This window comes from Nitrosospira sp. CT (assembly GCF_059489795.1).
Window position 1 is genome coordinate 23,504 of record NZ_JCAHZJ010000046.1, and the last position, 18,257, is coordinate 41,760.

At 53.1% G+C, this 18,257-nt stretch carries 15 protein-coding genes; 10 read left to right on the plus strand and 5 right to left on the minus strand.

Translation table 11 applies throughout. From position 1 onward, the window contains the following. Nucleotides 1–43 precede the first annotated feature (43 nt). The 4 genes from glyA to dnaA all read right to left on the minus strand — a co-directional run bounded on the left by glyA (nucleotide 44) and on the right by dnaA (nucleotide 6,951). Entirely contained in the window at nucleotides 44–1,294 is a 1,251-nt protein-coding gene (gene glyA, locus AC52W5_RS08100) for a serine hydroxymethyltransferase (RefSeq protein WP_495670634.1), read from the minus strand. Nucleotides 1,295–1,437: 143 nt separating this feature from the next. Beyond that, nucleotides 1,438–3,870, minus strand: a complete 2,433-nt coding sequence (gyrB, locus tag AC52W5_RS08105) for a DNA topoisomerase (ATP-hydrolyzing) subunit B (RefSeq protein WP_495670635.1) — start codon at nucleotides 3,868–3,870, stop codon at nucleotides 1,438–1,440. Nucleotides 3,871–4,203: 333 nt separating this feature from the next. Next, nucleotides 4,204–5,313 carry a DNA polymerase III subunit beta gene (gene dnaN, locus AC52W5_RS08110; RefSeq protein ID WP_495670636.1) on the minus strand — a complete coding sequence of 370 codons (1,110 nt, stop codon included), beginning with the start codon at nucleotides 5,311–5,313 and terminating at the stop codon, nucleotides 4,204–4,206. Between the two features lie 207 nt (nucleotides 5,314–5,520). Then, on the minus strand, nucleotides 5,521–6,951 hold the full coding sequence (gene dnaA / locus AC52W5_RS08115) for a chromosomal replication initiator protein DnaA (RefSeq protein ID WP_495670637.1): 1,431 nt from the start codon (nucleotides 6,949–6,951) through the stop codon (nucleotides 5,521–5,523). Between the two features lie 176 nt (nucleotides 6,952–7,127). On the opposite strand from dnaA, the gene rpmH reads away from it, so the two are divergent. From rpmH to mnmE, 5 genes are all read left to right on the plus strand, one after another. Further along, nucleotides 7,128–7,265, plus strand: coding sequence for a 50S ribosomal protein L34 (rpmH, locus tag AC52W5_RS08120; protein ID WP_074975636.1), 138 nt, complete (start codon nucleotides 7,128–7,130; stop codon nucleotides 7,263–7,265). Nucleotides 7,266–7,291: 26 nt separating this feature from the next. Then, the gene (gene rnpA / locus AC52W5_RS08125; RefSeq protein ID WP_081363657.1) at nucleotides 7,292–7,636 is read left to right on the plus strand and encodes a ribonuclease P protein component; all 345 of its coding nucleotides are present in this window, start codon (nucleotides 7,292–7,294) and stop codon (nucleotides 7,634–7,636) included. Beyond that, nucleotides 7,624–7,848 carry a membrane protein insertion efficiency factor YidD gene (yidD, locus tag AC52W5_RS08130; RefSeq protein WP_074975634.1) on the plus strand — a complete coding sequence of 75 codons (225 nt, stop codon included), beginning with the start codon at nucleotides 7,624–7,626 and terminating at the stop codon, nucleotides 7,846–7,848. Before rnpA ends, yidD begins: the two co-directional genes overlap by 13 nt. 51 nt (nucleotides 7,849–7,899) lie before the next feature. Further along, entirely contained in the window at nucleotides 7,900–9,600 is a 1,701-nt protein-coding gene (gene yidC, locus AC52W5_RS08135) for a membrane protein insertase YidC (protein ID WP_495670638.1), read from the plus strand. Nucleotides 9,601–9,684: 84 nt separating this feature from the next. Further along, the gene (gene mnmE / locus AC52W5_RS08140; RefSeq protein ID WP_074975632.1) at nucleotides 9,685–11,040 is read left to right on the plus strand and encodes a tRNA uridine-5-carboxymethylaminomethyl(34) synthesis GTPase MnmE; all 1,356 of its coding nucleotides are present in this window, start codon (nucleotides 9,685–9,687) and stop codon (nucleotides 11,038–11,040) included. Nucleotides 11,041–11,074: 34 nt separating this feature from the next. Here the strand turns inward: mnmE and AC52W5_RS08145 are convergent, their stop codons facing one another. Next, nucleotides 11,075–11,356 carry a hypothetical protein gene (locus tag AC52W5_RS08145; RefSeq protein ID WP_074975670.1) on the minus strand — a complete coding sequence of 94 codons (282 nt, stop codon included), beginning with the start codon at nucleotides 11,354–11,356 and terminating at the stop codon, nucleotides 11,075–11,077. A 755-nt stretch (nucleotides 11,357–12,111) separates the two neighbouring features. Here AC52W5_RS08145 and AC52W5_RS08150 point away from each other — a divergent pair. The 5 genes from AC52W5_RS08150 to AC52W5_RS08170 all read left to right on the plus strand — a co-directional run bounded on the left by AC52W5_RS08150 (nucleotide 12,112) and on the right by AC52W5_RS08170 (nucleotide 17,747). Next, complete coding sequence (locus tag AC52W5_RS08150) at nucleotides 12,112–12,489, plus strand: hypothetical protein (protein WP_495670639.1); 378 nt, start codon at nucleotides 12,112–12,114, stop codon at nucleotides 12,487–12,489. A 958-nt stretch (nucleotides 12,490–13,447) separates the two neighbouring features. After that, complete coding sequence (mnmG, locus tag AC52W5_RS08155; RefSeq protein ID WP_495670640.1) at nucleotides 13,448–15,346, plus strand: tRNA uridine-5-carboxymethylaminomethyl(34) synthesis enzyme MnmG; 1,899 nt, start codon at nucleotides 13,448–13,450, stop codon at nucleotides 15,344–15,346. Beyond that, nucleotides 15,343–15,993, plus strand: a complete 651-nt coding sequence (rsmG, locus tag AC52W5_RS08160; protein ID WP_495670641.1) for a 16S rRNA (guanine(527)-N(7))-methyltransferase RsmG — start codon at nucleotides 15,343–15,345, stop codon at nucleotides 15,991–15,993. The genes mnmG and rsmG overlap by 4 nt, the downstream gene beginning before the upstream one ends. Before the next feature lie 78 nt (nucleotides 15,994–16,071). Further along, entirely contained in the window at nucleotides 16,072–16,893 is an 822-nt protein-coding gene (locus AC52W5_RS08165) for a ParA family protein (protein ID WP_495670642.1), read from the plus strand. Next, nucleotides 16,890–17,747, plus strand: coding sequence for a ParB/RepB/Spo0J family partition protein (locus AC52W5_RS08170; protein WP_495670643.1), 858 nt, complete (start codon nucleotides 16,890–16,892; stop codon nucleotides 17,745–17,747). Before AC52W5_RS08165 ends, AC52W5_RS08170 begins: the two co-directional genes overlap by 4 nt. The last annotated feature ends 510 nt before the right edge of the window (nucleotides 17,748–18,257 follow it).

The following is an 18,257-nucleotide window of genomic DNA, read 5'->3' on the forward strand; positions in this document are numbered from 1 at the left end:
GAGACATGGAAGCGGCGTCAGTATGCGCCGCTCCATTGCGCGATCAGCCTTGGTAAACGGGAAATTTTGCACATAGTGCTTTTGCCTGGCGTGCAACCTCTGTCAGCACCGAGGAATCTGTCGGCGCCTCCAGTACATCGGCTATCAGATGCGCCAGTTGTTCGGATTCAATTTCGGTAAAGCCGCGGGTGGTGATGGCAGGAGAGCCGATGCGAATCCCGCTGGTGACGAATGGTTTCTGCGGGTCGTTGGGAATCGCATTCTTATTGACGGTGATATGCGCCAGCTCCAGCGATTCCGCAGCCTGCTTGCCGGTAATATACTTGGGGCGGAGGTCCACCAGAAACATGTGGCAGTCGGTGCGCCCCGAGACGATGCGCAATCCGCGCTCCTGCAATACTTTCGCCATTACGCGCGCATTGTCGATTACCTGTTCCTGGTAATTCTTGAACTCCTGGCTGGCGGCTTCCTTGAAGGCTACTGCCTTGGCGGCAATCACGTGCATCAATGGACCTCCCTGGGTTTGCGGGAAAATAGCGGAATTGAGCGCTTTCTCATGTTCCGCCTTGGCCATGATGATGCCGCCCCGGGGACCGCGCAGCGTCTTGTGGGTCGTGCTCGTGACGAAATCGGCGATGCCGACGGGATTGGGATAGTATCCTGCCGCAACCAGCCCCGCATAATGCGCCATATCCACGAACAGATAGGCTCCTATATCGTCCGCAATCTTGCGAAAGCGTTTCCAGTCTATCACTAGCGAGTAAGCCGAAGCCCCTGCCACGATCAGCTTGGGCTTATGTTCGTGCGCCAGGCGCGCAACCTCGTCATAGTCCAGCTCTTCGGTATCAGAACGAAGGCCATAGGAAACGGCATTGAAAATCTTGCCGCTGAGATTGACCGAAGCGCCGTGTGTCAGATGCCCGCCATGCGCAAGCGACATCCCCAGCAGCTTATCTCCCGGCTTCAAGGCGGTCAGATAGACTGCGGCGTTGGCCTGTGAACCGGAATGCGGCTGGACATTGACATACTCTGCGTCGAACAGCGCCCTTACCCGATCGATTGCCAGCTGCTCTACGACATCTACATATTCGCAGCCGCCGTAGTAGCGTTTTCCGGGATAACCCTCCGCATACTTGTTGGTCAGCACCGAGCCCTGCGCCTGCATCACTGCAGGACTCGCATAATTTTCAGACGCGATCAGCTCGATATATTCTTCCTGCCGCTGCATCTCGCCTTTGATGGCCTGCCAGAGATCAGGGTCTACGCTTTCGAGAGTATTGTGTGAGGACAACATATTGTTTTAAAACCTGCGAATAATTTTTATTGAAAAATTGCGAGTTTACCATCTCAAGCTGCCAGATTGCGTCAAGACGCCCTCTATGATGCAGGTAGCCAGTGGCGTCTTCACATATTGGCTTCAAGCCGATGACATATCAGCTAAACATCGAGATTCCTCACTCCCAGCGCATTGTTCTCGATGAACGCGCGCCGCGGTTCCACGATATCGCCCATCAGGGTGGTGAAAATTTCGTCTGCGGCGATGCTGTCCTCTATCTGGGCACGCAGCAGAAGGCGAACCTTCGGGTCCATGGTCGTTTCCCAGAGCTGGGCCGGATTCATCTCACCCAGACCTTTGTAGCGCTGGGTACCGATGCCTTTTTTGACTTCCTCCAGCAGCCAGTCGAGTGCTTGCTTGAAGTCGCTCACCGCCTGTTTCTTTTCGCCGCGCTGCACATAAGCCGCCGGCCCTATCAGACCATCGAGCACCTGGGCGGTTTGCCTGATTTGCGCGTAATCGCCACTTTGCAGAAAATCCCGGTCGATATAGCTGTAGCGAATATTGCCGTGATGCATGCGGGAGATTTTCAGCCGGTACTCTTCTGTGGCGGCGTCGTACTTGGGTACGATAGTGATATTTGCTGCATTGACCTGTTCCGCCAGACGAGCCGCGCTTTCGGTCGCGAGCCCCTCATTACTTAGATCGATGTCGGCATGGCGTAACAACGCATGCATGACTTCGCTATCGATCAGCGAACTCACGCGCTCGATCACGGCTTCCGCCAGCAGATATTCGTTCGCGATGTTTTCCAGCGTTTCTCCGGTCAGCGGCGATTTACCCTCTCCCGTATGCAATTCCGCATCCGTCAACGCCAGGCCCAGCAGGTATTGCTTGAGCTCGTGATCGTCCTTGACGTAGCGTTCCTGCTTGCCGTGCTTGATCTTATATAGCGGGGGTTGGGCAATGAAGATATGGCCGCGCTCGATCAGTTCCGGCATTTGCCGGTAAAAGAAAGTGAGCAGCAAGGTGCGGATATGCGAGCCGTCCACGTCGGCATCCGTCATGATGATGATGCGGTGATAGCGCAATTTGTCCGGGTTATACTCGTCCTTGCCGATGCCGGTGCCAAGCGCTGTGATAAGGGACGCAATTTCCTGCGAGGAAATCAGCTTGTCAAAACGGGCTTTTTCCACATTGAGGATTTTTCCTTTCAACGGCATGATGGCTTGGAACTTGCGGTCGCGTCCCTGCTTGGCGGAGCCCCCGGCGGAATCGCCCTCGACCAGATAAAGCTCGGACAGAGCCGGGTCTTTCTCCTGGCAATCCGCCAGTTTGCCGGGTAGCCCCATGCCGTCCAGCACACCTTTGCGCCGGGTCAATTCCCGCGCCTTGCGCGCGGCCTCGCGCGCCCGGGCTGCTTCGATGATCTTGCCGCAGATGATTTTTGCATCGACCGGATGCTCCATGAGGAATTCCGCCAATTTGAGCGACACGATTTCTTCCACTACCGGCCGCACTTCCGACGATACGAGCTTTTCCTTGGTTTGAGATGAAAACTTGGGTTCGAACAGCTTCACTGACAAAACACATGACAGGCCCTCGCGCATGTCGTCGCCCGAGGTTTCGATTTTGGCTTTTTTTGCGAGATCGCTTTTTTCTATGTAATTGTTCAGGGTGCGCGTCATGGCCGCGCGCAGACCCGTGAGATGAGTACCGCCATCCTTTTGCGGAATATTGTTTGTAAAGCACAGCACCTGCTCGGTATAGCTGTCATTCCACTGCATCGAGACTTCCACCACGATGCGGTCTTTTTCTCCCGCTGCATAGAAAATATTGGGATGAAGCACCGACTTGGTGCGATTGACATATTCGACAAAACTCTTGACTCCGCCCACAAAGGCAAATGTTTCTTCCTTGGCATTGCGCTGGTCTACGAGATGGATTTTGACACCATTGTTGAGAAAGGAAAGTTCCCGGAGCCGCTTGGCAAATATGTCATAGTGGTATTCGATATCTCCGAATATTTCCTTGCTCGCCAGAAAATGTACTTCGGTACCGCGCCTTTCAGTCTTTCCGGTCACGGCCAGTGGTGTCATCGGCACCCCCATGCGAAACTCGATCTGATGAACCTTTCCATCTCGACGAATGGAAAGGCGCAACCATTCCGACAGGGCATTCACGACCGAGACGCCAACCCCATGCAAGCCGCCTGATACCTTGTATGAATCGGAATCGAACTTACCCCCGGCGTGAAGTTCGGTCATGACGATTTCAGCAGCGGAACGCTTGAGCTCGTCATCCTGCTTTATGCCCGTTGGAATGCCGCGACCATTGTCCTGCACCGTAACCGAGTTGTCGGGGTGGATGATGACCGAAATCTCATCGCAATAGCCGGCCAGCGCCTCATCAATCGCATTATCCAATACCTCGAACACCATATGGTGCAGCCCGGTACCGTCGCTGGTATCGCCAATGTACATGCCAGGGCGCTTGCGCACCGCATCCAGCCCTTTCAGGATCTTGATGCTGTCCGAGCCATAATCAGTGGAGCTTTTGCTTTTTTGCTGTAGGGAACGCTCTTTTTCGTTCATTGCTGTATCTTCAGTTGTTTCAGTTATTTGAAACGGAATATTCAATCGCTTCCACACTGATGGATTCGCAATAAAGTTATTGCGAATCCTGCTGACTGCTATCGGAAAACATCTAGAGCAAACGCTACTGAGAGCCGGTTTTCACTCACCTGGGGGATTAAGGCTCAAGAGGCCACTCGGGGAAGGCCCAAGGAAACTCAACAAAGGTCGTAGCTGAGTCTGCAATGCCGGAAAATGCTTCGCAGTAAGCAATAAATTATACCATAAGCGCACCGACGGACGCTTCTGCAGCTTCCCAGCTACAGAAGGGTGTGAAATGACCTGATATTTACCTCATATGCGCATGGGCATGACTACATATTTGAAGCTGTCGTTACCAGGAATGGTGATCAACGCACTGCTGTTGGCGTCGCCAAATGCGCACGTTACTGTTTCACAGTCCGTATTGTTCAGCACATCGAGCAGATAAGTGATGTTGAAACCAATGTCGAGCCCTTCTCCGTCATATTGAAGTTCCAGCTCTTCCTGCGCTTCTTCCTGTTCGCTGTTATTGCAGACGATACGAAGATTGCCGGTGGTGAGGATAAGACGGACTCCGCGAAATTTTTCATTGGACAGGATCGCGGCGCGTTGCAGCGTCTGTAGCAGCAACAGCCGGTTTATATCGAATTGTTTCTGGTAACCGGTGGGGATGACGCGGTTATAGTCCGGAAACTTTCCATCGACCACTTTGGATACCAGAATGACATTGGAGAAGGTAAAACGCACCTGGTTCTGAAGTACTTCTATGGTTACCGGCTCCTCGGTTTCATTCAATAGCCGGGCTAATTCGAGCACCACCTTGCGAGGAAGAATGACCTCCTTTTTTTCCAACGGTGTCTCAAGCATCATCAGGGCGAACGCCAACCGATGACCATCGGTTGCAACCACCTTCAGTTGATTGTTTTCCAGCAATAACAGCAAGCCGTTCAGGTAGTAGCGAATGTCCTGGTGAGCCATGGCATATTGGACCATCGACAGGAGATGTTTCAATTCCTTCTGCTGTACCTTGACTGTTCCCTGCGGTTCATTACTTTCAGGAAATTTTGGAAAATCTTCCGCAGGAAGCGTCTGCAGATTGAAGCGGCTTTTTCCCGCTTTGACCTGAAGCCGGCTGTCGCTGGTTTCCAGCGTCACCTGCACCCTTTCAGGCAGTGCACGCAATATATCCTGAAGTTTTTTTGCAGCAACCGTTACGGAGTATTCCTCATCTGCCTTGCCACCATCGGTGGCGGAGGTAGTAATCTGGATTTCAAGGTCGGTAGCAATAAACGAAATATTTTCCTGCTTGCGTTCAATAAGTACGTTGGAAAGGATAGGTAAAGTATGACGTCGCTCGACAATACCGGTAACTGTCTGCAAAGGTTTCAGCAACGTATCCCTGTCGGTTTCTATCAGTTTCATTTTTTAATTGTAAAGCTAATAATAGTTAATAAGAACTGGCGAAATCCGGTAAAAGTAGGAAAGTTTGCCTTATATCAGTATATTAGATCATTTTCTATTTCTGTATCAATAAGGTATGGGCTGTGGATAGTTTGTGAGCAGAATTAAAGTCTGAACAAAAGCGATGAGTTATCCCCAATTCATCCTGTTTTAAACCTCAGTTTGCAGTTAGCCGCGGAGAATGTGCAGCAAGGTATTGAAGTCACGATTGACGGCAGGGTCGGAAGCGCGCAATTCGGCAATCTTTCGATACCCATGCAATACCGTGGTATGGTCCCGACCCCCGAAAGCTTCCCCGATATCGGGCAGACTCAGAGGGGTAAGTTCCTTGGAGATGGCCATGGCCATTTGGCGGGGGCGGGCAACAACGCGAGAACGCTTTTTGGAGTACATTTCGGCGACCTTGATCTTGTAGTAGTCCGCCACTGTCTTTTGAATGTTTTCAATGGAGATCTGACGGTTCTGTACCGCCAGTAGATCTTTCAATGCTTCCCGCGCCAACTCCAGACTCAGTGCGTGACCGGTGAAGCGTGAGTAAGCGACCACCCTTTTCAATGCGCCTTCCAGTTCGCGTACATTGGAGCGAATGTGTTTTGCGATGAAAAAAGCGACGCTTTCATCCAGGATGATATCTTCCATCAATGCTTTCTTCAGGAGAATCGCGACGCGCATTTCCAGTTCAGGAGGTTCCACTGCTACCGTCAAGCCCCATCCGAAACGCGAAATCAACCGTTCTTCCATGCCGGCGATTTCCTTTGGGTAAGAGTCGCAAGTGATGATGACTTGCTTGTGCGCTTCGATCAGGGCGTTGAATGCGTAGAAAAACTCTTCCTGCGTGCGATTTTTCCCGCCAAAAAACTGGATATCGTCGATCAGCAACAGATCCAGCGAATGATAGTAGCGCTTGAATTCATCAAATGCTTTATGTTGGTAAGCCCTTACTACGTCGGAAACGTATTGTTCCGAGTGAATATAGCGAACCTTGGCACTTGGGTTGTGCTCCACAACGAAATTGCCGATCGCTTGAATCAGATGGGTTTTTCCCAACCCTACCCCCCCATAGATGAAGAAGGGGTTATAAGCAACGCCGGGACGTTCGGCAACCTGAATAGCCCCGGCACGTGCCAACTGGTTTGCCTTTCCTGTGACGAAAGTATTGAAGGTGAAAGAGGGATTCAGCCTGGTTGGATTTTTTTCCTGTTTTTCCTTTGTATCCTTTACATCTTTCGTATCCTTCGGTGCCTTTTGCGGGGATCCTGTCGGCGCATCAAACACCGCGGTAACCGGACGGGAATCCATTCCGTTATTCCCGCCAATCGAAGGAGATGGGCTGGGCGCAACCTGCCCAGCCAGTTCCAACCGCAACTGAACCGGGCGCGCGAAGTGGTTTTCCGCCATCTGCGTGATGCCGCTCAAAAAGTTGTCCTTTACCCATTGGAGGACAAAACGGTTGGGTGCAATCAGCGTGAGGACCGGCTCAGGCGAGTCGTCCGACAGTTGCAGGCGCAGCGGTTTGATCCAGGTATTGAATTGCTGCGCGCTCAGCTCATTTTCAAAATATTCGAGACAGGCAAGCCAAAAGGTATCCGGTGCAAGCATGATATTAATGACTCGTTGGGGAAGAAACGGAAGTTGCGGGCGAGGTGAGCGAAATATTTTAGACCGTTCTTCACAGCTTATCCACAGGAATGGCAAAAAATATCGGTTGACACAGGCCGTCGTAAAGAGTTGTAATGTCGAGTTTTTATTTATCATTATCAGGCACAGGGGTAATAATGAAACGTACTTACCAACCATCCGTGACGCGCAGAAAGCGGACCCACGGTTTCAGGGTCCGCATGAAAACCGTGGGTGGAGCGGCGGTAATCCGGGCTCGGCGCGCCAAAGGACGGGTTCGCCTCGGAGTGCAGTAACGTACCGCATTCCGGGGGGCCGTATTATTCGTTTTCCTAAAACTCATCGCCTGCATAAGGCAGAAGAATTTTCCTCGGTCATCCGGTTCAGGTGTTCCAAAGGCGGTGAATTACTTCAGGTTTTCGCTAAACCCAACGGTTTATTGCATTCCAGATTGGGATTAATAGTGGCAGGTAAAATTGAACGGCTTGCCGTAAACCGCAACCGGGTGAAACGGGTGTTGCGGGAAGTGTTTCGTGCACGCCAGGAGGATATGGCGGGCCTTGATCTGGTGATGCGTCTGCGTTGCCGTGCCAGTGATCGCAGTTCGGTGCAGTTAGCGGACGAAGCACGGCGTCTCATGATTCAATTGCAGCAATGTCGCGAATAATTATTGCGTTTATCAGGCTCTATCAATATTGCCTGAGCCCTTTCCTTGGGCCCTCATGCCGGTTCAGTCCGTCTTGTTCGCATTATGCATGTGAAGCGCTAGCCCGGCATGGGGCCACGCGAGGACTCGTTCTCAGCGTCTGGAGGATAATGCGATGCAATCCCTGGAGCAGGGGGGGATATGACCCAGTTCCTGCGGAACCATCCCGTTGAATGTTTCTGAACGGTTTTTACCTGTCGTAAAAAAATAACTCGCAGAGCAAGATGGATACACAAAGATTCGTACTCTTCCTGATTTTTGCCACATCGCTGTTATTCCTGTGGGATGCGTGGCAGAAAGAACAATATCCTGCAACCCAGGCGCCGACAACGGCAGTGCAGGGCACGGAAAAGCAGGCCGGTGCAGATACTGCCGAAACTCCGGTACCAGGAGATCAGCTTGCTTCATCAGTACCGCAAAGGGGTGCAACCGCGGAAAACGGCGCTCCTGTCAGGGCAGCGGGCAAGCTCGAATCCGGGGACAAAATCACGGTCAAGACCGACATGGTGTTGGCTGAAATCGACACCGCGGGGGGCGATATTCGCCGCCTGGAGTTGCTGCATCAGCCTTCCAAGGAGGATAAAAACAAGCCTTTCGCATTACTGGAGAGCGATCCTGAGCGCGTCTACATAGCGCAATCCGGATTGATCGGCGAAGGTTTACCGACCCACAAGACGCGTTTTACGGCGGAACCGGGTGCATACGAGTTGGCAGCCGGGCAGGATAAAATCCAAATACGGTTGAGCGCGCCGGAGGCCGACGGCGTACAGGTGACTAAAATCTATACGTTTCATCGCGGGAGTTATCTCATCGATGTCAGTTTCGAGGTCGCCAATCAACGGAACGCAGCCATCCAGCCATTTTCCTACTTTCAGATGCTGCGCGACAGCCAGCCTCCAGTAGGTTCGTTCTTCATGGTCCCGACCTATACCGGCGCGGCGCTTTATACCGAAGAGGAAAAATTCAAGAAGATCGAGTTTTCCGCGCTGGACAAGGGCAATGCCAGCTATCCTAAGAATGCAGACAACGGCTGGATTGCCATGCTGCAGCAGTACTTCCTGGCTGCCTGGCTGCCCAAGGACAAGCTGGCGCGCGAATATTACGCGAAACGTCTTGGAGAAAACGAATATACCGCCGGTGTAATCGTACCGGTGGGTCAGATAGAACCTGGCAGTAGCGCCACCGTCACTGTCCCGCTCTATGCGGGACCAGAAGAGCAAAGCAAGCTTGCGTCAATCGCGCCGGGTCTCGATCTCGTTGTGGATTACGGCTGGCTGACCGTGATCGGCGCGCCATTGTTCTGGCTGTTGTCGTTGTTCCATTCCTGGACTGGAAACTGGGGGGTAGCAATCATTCTCCTCACCATGTCAGTCAAGCTTGCATTCTTTCCCCTGTCTGCGGCAGGTTACCGTTCGATGGCGAAGTTGCGTTTAGTGACGCCCAAGCTCCAGCGTTTGCGGGAACAACACGGGAATGACCGGCAACGCATGCACCAGGCTATGATGGATTTCTATAAAACGGAAAAAATCAATCCGATGGGGGGGTGCTTGCCCATCCTGGTGCAGATTCCGGTATTCATTTCGTTGTACTGGGTGCTGCTCTCGAGCGTGGAATTACGCTACGCGTCTTTTGCGTTATGGATAGAGGATCTTTCCGCCCCGGATCCCTATTACGTGCTGCCGGTGATCATGGGCATTTCCATGTTCCTGCAACAGCGACTCAGCCCCCCGGCGACCGATCCCATCCAGGCGAGAGTGATGCAGATCATGCCTTTGGCATTCAGTGTTTTCTTTTTCTTCTTTCCCGCGGGCCTGGTGTTGTATTCCCTGGTAAACAACGTGCTTTCCATCGCGCAGCAGTGGCAGATCACGCGCATGATCGAAGGTTCGGCCGCGAATACGAGCAAGCAGAAGAAAGCAAATTAGCGATCAGGGGAATTGGCGCACCACTCCCCTGCCTTCCTGCCTTCATAAACGGAGTTCATAAACAGAGCTGGCATCGAACTCAGGATGATCCATTCTGATGTGATTGCCGCGATTGCAACGCCCCCAGGCCGGGGAGGTATCGGGGTGGTGCGTGTTTCCGGCAGAAATTTGCAATCGCTTGCTCTCAAGGTCGCAGGCTGTGTGCCGGAGCCCCGGCGCGCCAGCCTCACCCGATTTCGTGACGAAAATGGTCGCGTTATCGATCAGGGAATAGCGCTTTACTTTCCCGCTCCCCAGTCCTATACCGGAGAAGAGGTTCTGGAGCTGCAAGGACACGGCGGCCCTGCAGTCATGAACCTGTTGCTGTCGAGTTGTCTTTCCGCTGGCGCGCGACTGGCGCAGCCGGGGGAGTTTACCCTGCGTGCATTCCTGAATAATAAGCTTGATCTGGCCCAGGCTGAAAGCGTGGCGGACCTTATTGACGCCAGTACCGAGGAAGCTGCCCGCTGCGCCATCCGTTCCCTCCAAGGGGAATTTTCCAATACTATTCATGCTTTGGTGCAAGCACTTACTGACCTGAGAATGCTTGTGGAGACTGCCCTTGATTTTTCGGAGGAGGAAATTGAGGTCATTTCTGGAAAGGAGCTGGAAGTCAGGCTGGAGCATATCCGCCGCCAACTTGAACAGGTATTCAGCTCCGCTCGGCAGGGTAGCCTGCTGCGGGAAGGAACATGGATTGCTTTGGTCGGGCAGCCGAATGTTGGAAAATCCAGTCTCCTGAATCGTCTCGCCGGAGAAGAGGTTGCTATCGTTACGGAAATTCCGGGCACGACACGGGACGTTATCCGCCAAGTCATAGAGATTGAAGGTGTGCCCTTGCATCTTCTGGATACCGCCGGCTTGCGGGAGACGGAGGATGCGGTCGAAAAAATGGGTATGGCACGCACCCGTTCCGCGATCGATAAAGCCAGTATTGTCCTGCTGGTTGTGGATAGCCGAGTGGGAGTAACGCCAGAAGATCGCGCCATCCTCGCCTCGCTTCCCGCGGGCCTGCGGCTCATTGTCGTTCGTAACAAAACCGATCTGCTCGAACCGGCACCGAGTTCTGCCACCTCTACCACATCCCCCACAGATATCTGGGTTTCCGCTAAAACGGGCGCAGGAATCGGATTGCTGCGGCAAAGACTGCTGGAGATGATTGGATGGCAGGCGTCAGCAGGAGAAGGTGCCTTTATGGCCCGCCAACGTCATCTTTCTGCATTGACAACTGCCCAGGCACATCTTGAAGCTGCCTGTGCCCTAGCAGATGGGGTGGATCAAGTCGATCTTTTTGCTGAGGAACTACGGCTTGCCCAACTCGCTCTATCGTCGATTACCGGCGAATTCAGTGCGGACGACCTGCTGGGCGAAATTTTTTCCCGCTTCTGCATAGGGAAGTAGCAGGGCTTCTCGCTTCCTGAGGATCTCCTCCCACTCAAGTTTCAGGCTGACTCTCGCTCGATCTGTTCTCGCCGCGTTTATCGTCGCTGGACATCATATGGCGTGCCCCCGCACGCAATCCTTTCGAACGGTTGGCCAGGTCGCGTGACTTTGCATCGATGCGCTTGCGGGTTTTAACACCAGCGCTGTATATCTTGTCTCTTGCCAATGCCCGGCGGCGTCTTCCTTTGTCAGGGTCAAGGAGGAACATGGTAAGCGCGCCGAGCGCGAGCCCGCTGAACAACCAGTTTGCCCTGCCAGTCGAGTGTAGATTCATCTTCGTCTCCTTCTCATCAGGTTTCTGCTTCATGGAACTTGATTAGCTACTGGCTGCAATCAATCGGGTGCAGCAGACAGTCCCAGTTCAAGCACGGCCTATACGCTGTGATCTTTATCGAAGCCAGAAGTGAAACGCTCCGTAGCCGTGGATTAATTTCATGGTAGTACATATTTTTCAAAAGTACAGGCGGGACTGCTCTTGGGGGCTATCTACTAAAAAAAAGGTAAATGGAGAAGTACAACAGAAGACCATGTTATCTCAAGTTGCCGGTACTCCAACTCGAGGAGGATTATGGAAATAGACAGGCATGAGAAGCAGACTTACCTTGAGATGCTTCTGAGTGGCCGTCACCGGCCAAGCGTGTCAGCACGGTAGGGTTTGGAGGTTGCTGTGTGGTTGCGCAGCATGCGATTCCGTTGTTAAGTCACCGAACTCTCAAATCCATATGGTACTTGTGAGTCGCCACGATCGGTCTGAATATTCCGGATGATGGAAGTGGGAACGAGAAATGCATGTCAACTCCCTGGAATCTGTTTTCAGACCCATTCCAAGGAAGGTTGCGCGAATAGCAGATGTTATCGGAGAAATAATCGGGTTTCCGCCGATGAGGAAGTTCGGATCAAGGATTTTGGCGATGGAGAGGTGGGTAGCAACGGGATACGTTGCTGTGGCGGTAATATTAGAGGACGCGTCCTGTATCTGGATCGTGAAGATCCGAATAAGCAATGCGTCGTCACGTTGTTTGAACAATCGTGACCGCATCTGATAACGGTCTGAGTTTAGGTATTAGATTACTGCCTGAGGAAACGGCAGCACGACTGGATGAGTATCTGCGCGATGCAAAGGGGTCATTCGTGAGTTTTCTCAGTTCCGTTCACACAGCCTCTGACGAGTTCTCCCTGGACTTTGACGCATCGGAGAGCAGATGCATGGAAGCAACAGGACTTGTTTGGTCGATAGATCCCGTCTACTGCATCGCTTCGATACTGGTAAGCGATGGCGAGTACAGCTTCGGACTGTCCCGGAAGCCTAACCTGACCCCAGGGGAGAGCGAGCCACTCCATAGTTACCTTTATTCACTCGAATTAAAGGAAATGTTCGTCGGTTGCACAAAAAAGCGGCAATCGTAGAGGCTCTGTAATCGATTATTTTGGATGAGTTAAGGCGTCGGTATAGGCTGGAACCAGATCTCAATGGAGAGGCTGGAGAGGCCACAGCAATTGAACAAGAAGTTGAGTGGCTAGTGAAGATCAAAAACTGGGTCAATTTTAAGCGGGGTAAGGCAATCTACCAAGACCATTAACGTTTCTACCGCTGTATGTGTTTCGGAGCGTGCAACTGCCGGTATTGTATTTGCACCCTTACTGGATCGACGCTGCTGGTTAAAGCGGCAGCATGGACTGCTCACAGGGCGCATCATCCTGCATGGCGATTCCAACACTCGCCGTCAGAAGATGCTCAATTAGTGGGAGGATCCTCTGTCATCTTCCTCAATCGTTTCGGTACTCCGTTAGTAGGTGTAATTCCCCTGCCTTTCGACTTCTCCCTGGGGGTTTCCCATTAGCTTTTGTTTCACGTGAAACAAAGAGACCGGGTTTCTTCACAGCAAGATCTCTCCATGATTCTTATCCACTGTTGTATGTGTTCCGTCGCAAGCAGCTGCTGGTATTGTTGCTGGTATTGTATTTGCACCTTCCTGGATCGACGTTGTCGGCCAAGCGTCGGCAATTCCGGGCTACTGGTTAAAGCGGCAGCGTGGACTGATCACGGGCGCGCATCATCCTGCATGGCGATTCCAACACTCGCCGTCAGAAGATGCTCAATTAGCGGGAGGATCCTCTGTCATCTTCCTCAATCGTTTCGGTACTCGGTTAGTAGGTGTAATTCCCTTGCCTTTCGATTTTCCCCTGCGGCTTCTCACTAGCTTTTGTTTCACGTGAAACAACAAGGCAAAACTGTTTCACGTGAAACAAAGAGACACTGAAACTCCTTTACCGCAAGACCTCTCCATGATTCTTACATGGCTCCACGTTTTGCCGTAGAATGGCGCTACTCCATCAGGATTTTCATTTTTGTCCGATTGCTTTCATGACGGTTCCTGAAATATTTGATGTGATAGTTATAGGCGGTGGCCATGCGGGTACCGAGGCGGCGCTTGCTGCCGCTCGCATGGGGCAAAAGACGCTATTGCTATCACACAACATCGAAACCCTGGGGCAGATGTCGTGCAATCCTTCCATAGGCGGGATCGGCAAGGGGCATCTGGTGAAAGAAATCGATGCGCTCGGAGGCCTGATGGCAGAGGCGGCGGATGAGGCAGGCATACAGTTTCGCATCCTCAACTCGCGCAAAGGACCCGCGGTCCGCGCAACGCGCGCCCAGGCTGATCGAGTCCTCTACCGGCAAGCGATCCGGCGTCGGTTGGAAAATCAGCCGAATCTCTGGCTGTTTCAGCAGGGGGTGGACGATCTCGTGCTTGAAGGGGAGCGTGTGGCTGGGGTTGTCACACAGCTTGGCATCCGCTTTAACGCGCGTGCTGTAATCCTTACTGCCGGAACCTTTCTGGCAGGGCTGGCTCATGTAGGCTCGGCAAATTTTCAAGCCGGGCGGGCGGGAGATCTGCCATCCAATAGTCTTGCCGGCCGCCTGCGCGAATTGAAGCTCCCTGTCGGGCGGTTGAAAACCGGTACTCCGCCGCGCATAGATGGCCGTACCATCGATTATTCCGCTGTTGCCGTTCAGCCTGGAGACGAGCCTGTGCCCGTTTTTTCCTTTATGGGCAATGCTGCTTCCCATCCGAAGCAGGTGCCCTGCTGGATCACGCATACTAATAGCCAGACGCACGATATTATTCGCAGCGGCCTGGATCGCTCCCCTCTATTCTCCGGCGCGATCGAGGGTATTGGACCTCGTTATTGTCCCTCTATCGAGGACAAGGTCGTCCGCTTCTCTGCCAAGGAATCGCATCAGGTTTTTCTCGAACCGGAGGGCCTCACGACCCACGAGGTGTATCCGAACGGAATTTCCACGAGTCTCCCTTTTGACATGCAGGTGAAACTGGTGCGTTCCATCAAGGGATTGGAAAGCGCCCATATCACCCGTCCCGGTTATGCGATCGAATATGATTATTTTGATCCGCGTGCCCTGAAAAGCTCCCTTGAAACCAGGATGATCGAAGGTTTGTTTTTTGCGGGACAGATCAATGGCACCACCGGTTATGAAGAGGCTGCGGCGCAGGGATTGCTTGCGGGAATCAACGCCGCGCTAAAAGCGCAGGATAAGGAACGGTGGTGTCCGCGCCGGGATGAAGCCTATCTGGGCGTCCTGGTGGATGATCTCATTACCCGGGGCGTCACTGAACCCTATCGCATGTTCACCAGCCGCGCGGAATACCGCTTGCAATTGCGGGAAGATAACGCCGATTTGCGGCTGACCGAAGCCGGGCGCAGGCTGGGAGTGGTGGGTGACGCGCGCTGGGCGGCGTTCAATACCAAACAAGAGGCTATCGTGCAAGAGCAAAACCGGTTGAAGGCCACCTGGCTCAGCCCAAAAAGCCTTTCCGAAACCGATGCATTGCGTGTCATCGGGAAAAATATCGGGCATGAGTGCTCTCTCCATGCCTTGTTGCGCCGGCCTGATGTATCGTACGCGGAACTCATGACACTGCCTGGCGCAGGTGAACCTGTTGCCGATTTCGCCGTGGCGGAGCAGGTCGAAATCCAGGCGAAGTATCAGGGATACATCGATCGCCAGAAAGACGAAGTGGCGCGTAATGCTTATTATGAGGACATTCGCCTGCCGCAGGACCTGGATTATAAAACCGTGCGCGGCCTTTCGAATGAAGTTCAGCAGAAACTTAATCAGTTCAAGCCTGAAACGGCAGGACAGGCGTCCCGCATTTCCGGAATCACGCCCGCAGCAATTTCGCTATTGCTGGTCCATGTCAAGCGCGGTTTTTCTGGCGCAAATACGAAGAAAAGCGCGTGAATCCCGCCACGCAACTCGCTGACGGAATTGCAGTATTGGGAGTGCCTGTTTCCGAGTCAAATCAGATGCGCCTCCTGCAATACTTGGCGCTCATCCAGAAATGGAACCGGGTGCATAACTTGACGGCAGTGCGCGAACCGGAAGCAATGCTCGCACTGCATGTGCTGGACAGTCTGGCTGTTCTGCCGCACATCAGCGGACTGCGCATCGCGGATGTGGGCAGCGGCGCCGGCCTTCCTGGAATCCCGGTGGCATTGGCCCGTCCGGAGTGGCGCGTGACGCTGGTGGAAAGCAACCACAAAAAAGCCGCCTTCCTGCAACAGGCGCGGATTGAATTGGGGCTTGAAAACGTGGAAATCATCGACGAGCGCATAGAAAGCGTTCGTTCGAGCACCGGCTTTAATACCGTTATTTCGCGCGCTTTTTCCGATCTGGCAGACTTCGTCAAGCTTGCGGGACATTTGTGCGCATTGGGGGAGGAGCAAGGGGCTGACTGTGGGCGGTTGGTGGCGATGAAAGGGGTGTATCCCCACGAAGAGCTTGCACAGTTACCCGAGGCATTCATTGTCGACAAAATATTGTTGCTGGCGGTCCCCGGTCTGAGGGCGAAGCGTCATCTGGTTGTGCTCAAGCATGCCGGGCGCTAAAGTAAGATCCCTTGGCTTTTCGCCAAGTGTTCCATCTCGTATTGATCGGCTTCCGTTATTTCGGTTCTAGGAGTGGCGATGGCGAAAATTCTGGCAGTAACCAATCAAAAAGGTGGCGTAGGTAAAACGACCACTAGCGTTAATCTGGCGGCAAGCCTTGAAGCTGTGAAGCGACGGGTGCTGTTGATAGACCTTGATCCGCAGGGTAACGCCACGATGGGCAGCGGTGTAGACAAGGGCCAGCTGGAGCACACGGTTTATCAGGTCCTGCTGGGAAGCAAGGGCATCGGGGACGTGAGAGTATCCTCCACCAGTGGCAAGTATGATCTGATTCCCGCCAATCGCGAACTTGCCGGGGCGGAAATAGAGTTGATTGATTTGCCGGGGCGGGAAACACGTTTGCGGGAAGCATTGCAGGAAGTCGAGCGGGAATACGACTTTATTCTCATTGATTGTCCGCCTGCTCTCAATCTGCTCACGCTGAATGGTCTGTGTGCAGCTAAGGCTGTGGTGATACCGATGCAGTGCGAGTATTACGCTCTCGAAGGATTGAGCGATCTCGTCAACACCGTTAAGAAAGTGCGCGCTCACTTCAATTCCACCCTGGAGATCGAGGGATTATTGCGCACCATGTTCGATCCACGCAATATCCTGGCACAACAGGTTTCCGATCAGTTGCAGCAGTACTTTGGAGACAGGGTCTACCGCACCGTAATTCCCCGTAACGTGCGATTAGCCGAGGCGCCCAGCTTTGGAATTCCGGCGCTGTACCATGACAGGCTATCCAAAGGTACACGAGCTTACCTGGCGCTGGCACGTGAAATATCAGCCCGATACTTTCCGGAGAGCGTTAAGCCGGACCAGCAGTATGAACAGAAACTTGAAGCCCAGAAGATATGAAGCCAGACGAAAGAAGAGTGAAAGTGAGAGGGTTGGGGAGAGGGCTGGATGCGTTGCTGGCGGGCAGCGGCGATAACGTTGTTGCGGAGGAGGCGCTTCAGAACATCAAGGTCTCGCTGCTGCAGCCGGGGAAATACCAGCCGCGTACGCGCATGGATAAGGAATCGCTGGGGGAGCTGGCGGAATCCATCAAAGCCCAGGGTGTGATGCAGCCAGTACTCGTGCGGCCAGTCGGTGGTGGAAAGTACGAAATTATCGCTGGCGAGCGCCGCTGGCGTGCAGCGCAACTGGCGGGATTGGGCGAGGTGCCGGCCTTGATCCGCGAGGTTGCGGATGAGGCTGCGCTGGCGATGTCACTGATCGAGAACATTCAACGCGAAAATCTCAACCCCCTGGAAGAAGCCCTGGGAATCCAGAGGCTCATCAGCGAGTTTGGCATGACGCACCAGGCTGCCAGCGAAGCCTTGGGCAGTTCGCGCAGCGCGGTTTCCAATCTCCTTAGATTGCTTAATTTGGCGGCGCCTGTCCAGGAACTGCTGATGCAGGGAAAGATCGACATGGGACACGCTCGCGCATTGCTATCACTCTCCGCGGCCAAGCAGATAGAGACGGCAAATCTTGTAGTGCATAAAGGACTTTCAGTACGGGAAACAGAAAAGCTGGTATATCAGATCGAACATCCGGTGGGAAAACATCACCCCCAGCGCGACCGTGATTTACTACGATTGCAGGAGAATTTCTCGGCAAAGCTCGGAGCGCAGGTCGTGATAACACCCGGAAAAAAAGGTAAAGGAACCATACTGATTCATTATGAAAGCCTGGAACAACTGGATGGAATATTGGCGCGGTGGTAATTCGCCGGTTCCGAATAATCCAGAGCCTCTTGCGGAGTAAATGCTCACTTCTACATCACTGACAAACTGCTTGACTTAAGTGTATGGCGGGGAGTAGTCTTTACGGGCTTATGGGTATGTAAAGTACTGGTAGCGGGAATATGGGTGGTACCAGGGAGGGGTGGTATGTTCTGGTTGCCGATATTCGGTGGTACCGGTATGAGTAAGTAAGCGACAGTTTGTTCTTGCAAGCCGGTTTTTTGGAAGTGGAAGCGGCAGCAAGCGGACATCGGAAGTTGGAAGTATCAGGCAGCATGAAGGGCAAGCGCTTCTGCCGGGATTAGAGAGGGAGGAAGCGGCTGCTGGAAGCAAGGCAGTACTTGATTAACAAGATAGCAGGAGGAAGCAAAATGGCAACAACGATGGGAACGTCGAGCCAGGCCAAGACGAGTGGCCGGGACTACGACATGTCGCTGTGGTATGACTCGAAGTGGTACAAGTTTGGTCTGATCACGATGCTGGCGGTAGCGA

Excerpts from the sequence above, each read along its gene's own strand:
- glyA (WP_495670634.1), bottom strand. The coding sequence starts at position 1,294 with ATGTTGTCCTCACACAATACTCTCGAAAGCGTAGACCCTGATCTCTGG.
- gyrB (WP_495670635.1), bottom strand. The coding sequence starts at position 3,870 with ATGAACGAAAAAGAGCGTTCCCTACAGCAAAAAAGCAAAAGCTCCACT.
- dnaN (WP_495670636.1), bottom strand. The coding sequence starts at position 5,313 with ATGAAACTGATAGAAACCGACAGGGATACGTTGCTGAAACCTTTGCAG.
- dnaA (WP_495670637.1), bottom strand. The coding sequence starts at position 6,951 with ATGCTTGCACCGGATACCTTTTGGCTTGCCTGTCTCGAATATTTTGAA.
- rpmH (WP_074975636.1), top strand. The coding sequence starts at position 7,128 with ATGAAACGTACTTACCAACCATCCGTGACGCGCAGAAAGCGGACCCAC.
- yidD (WP_074975634.1), top strand. The coding sequence starts at position 7,624 with ATGTCGCGAATAATTATTGCGTTTATCAGGCTCTATCAATATTGCCTG.
- yidC (WP_495670638.1), top strand. The coding sequence starts at position 7,900 with ATGGATACACAAAGATTCGTACTCTTCCTGATTTTTGCCACATCGCTG.
- mnmE (WP_074975632.1), top strand. The coding sequence starts at position 9,685 with ATGATCCATTCTGATGTGATTGCCGCGATTGCAACGCCCCCAGGCCGG.
- AC52W5_RS08145 (WP_074975670.1), bottom strand. The coding sequence starts at position 11,356 with ATGAATCTACACTCGACTGGCAGGGCAAACTGGTTGTTCAGCGGGCTC.
- mnmG (WP_495670640.1), top strand. The coding sequence starts at position 13,448 with ATGACGGTTCCTGAAATATTTGATGTGATAGTTATAGGCGGTGGCCAT.
- AC52W5_RS08165 (WP_495670642.1), top strand. The coding sequence starts at position 16,072 with ATGGCGAAAATTCTGGCAGTAACCAATCAAAAAGGTGGCGTAGGTAAA.
- AC52W5_RS08170 (WP_495670643.1), top strand. The coding sequence starts at position 16,890 with ATGAAGCCAGACGAAAGAAGAGTGAAAGTGAGAGGGTTGGGGAGAGGG.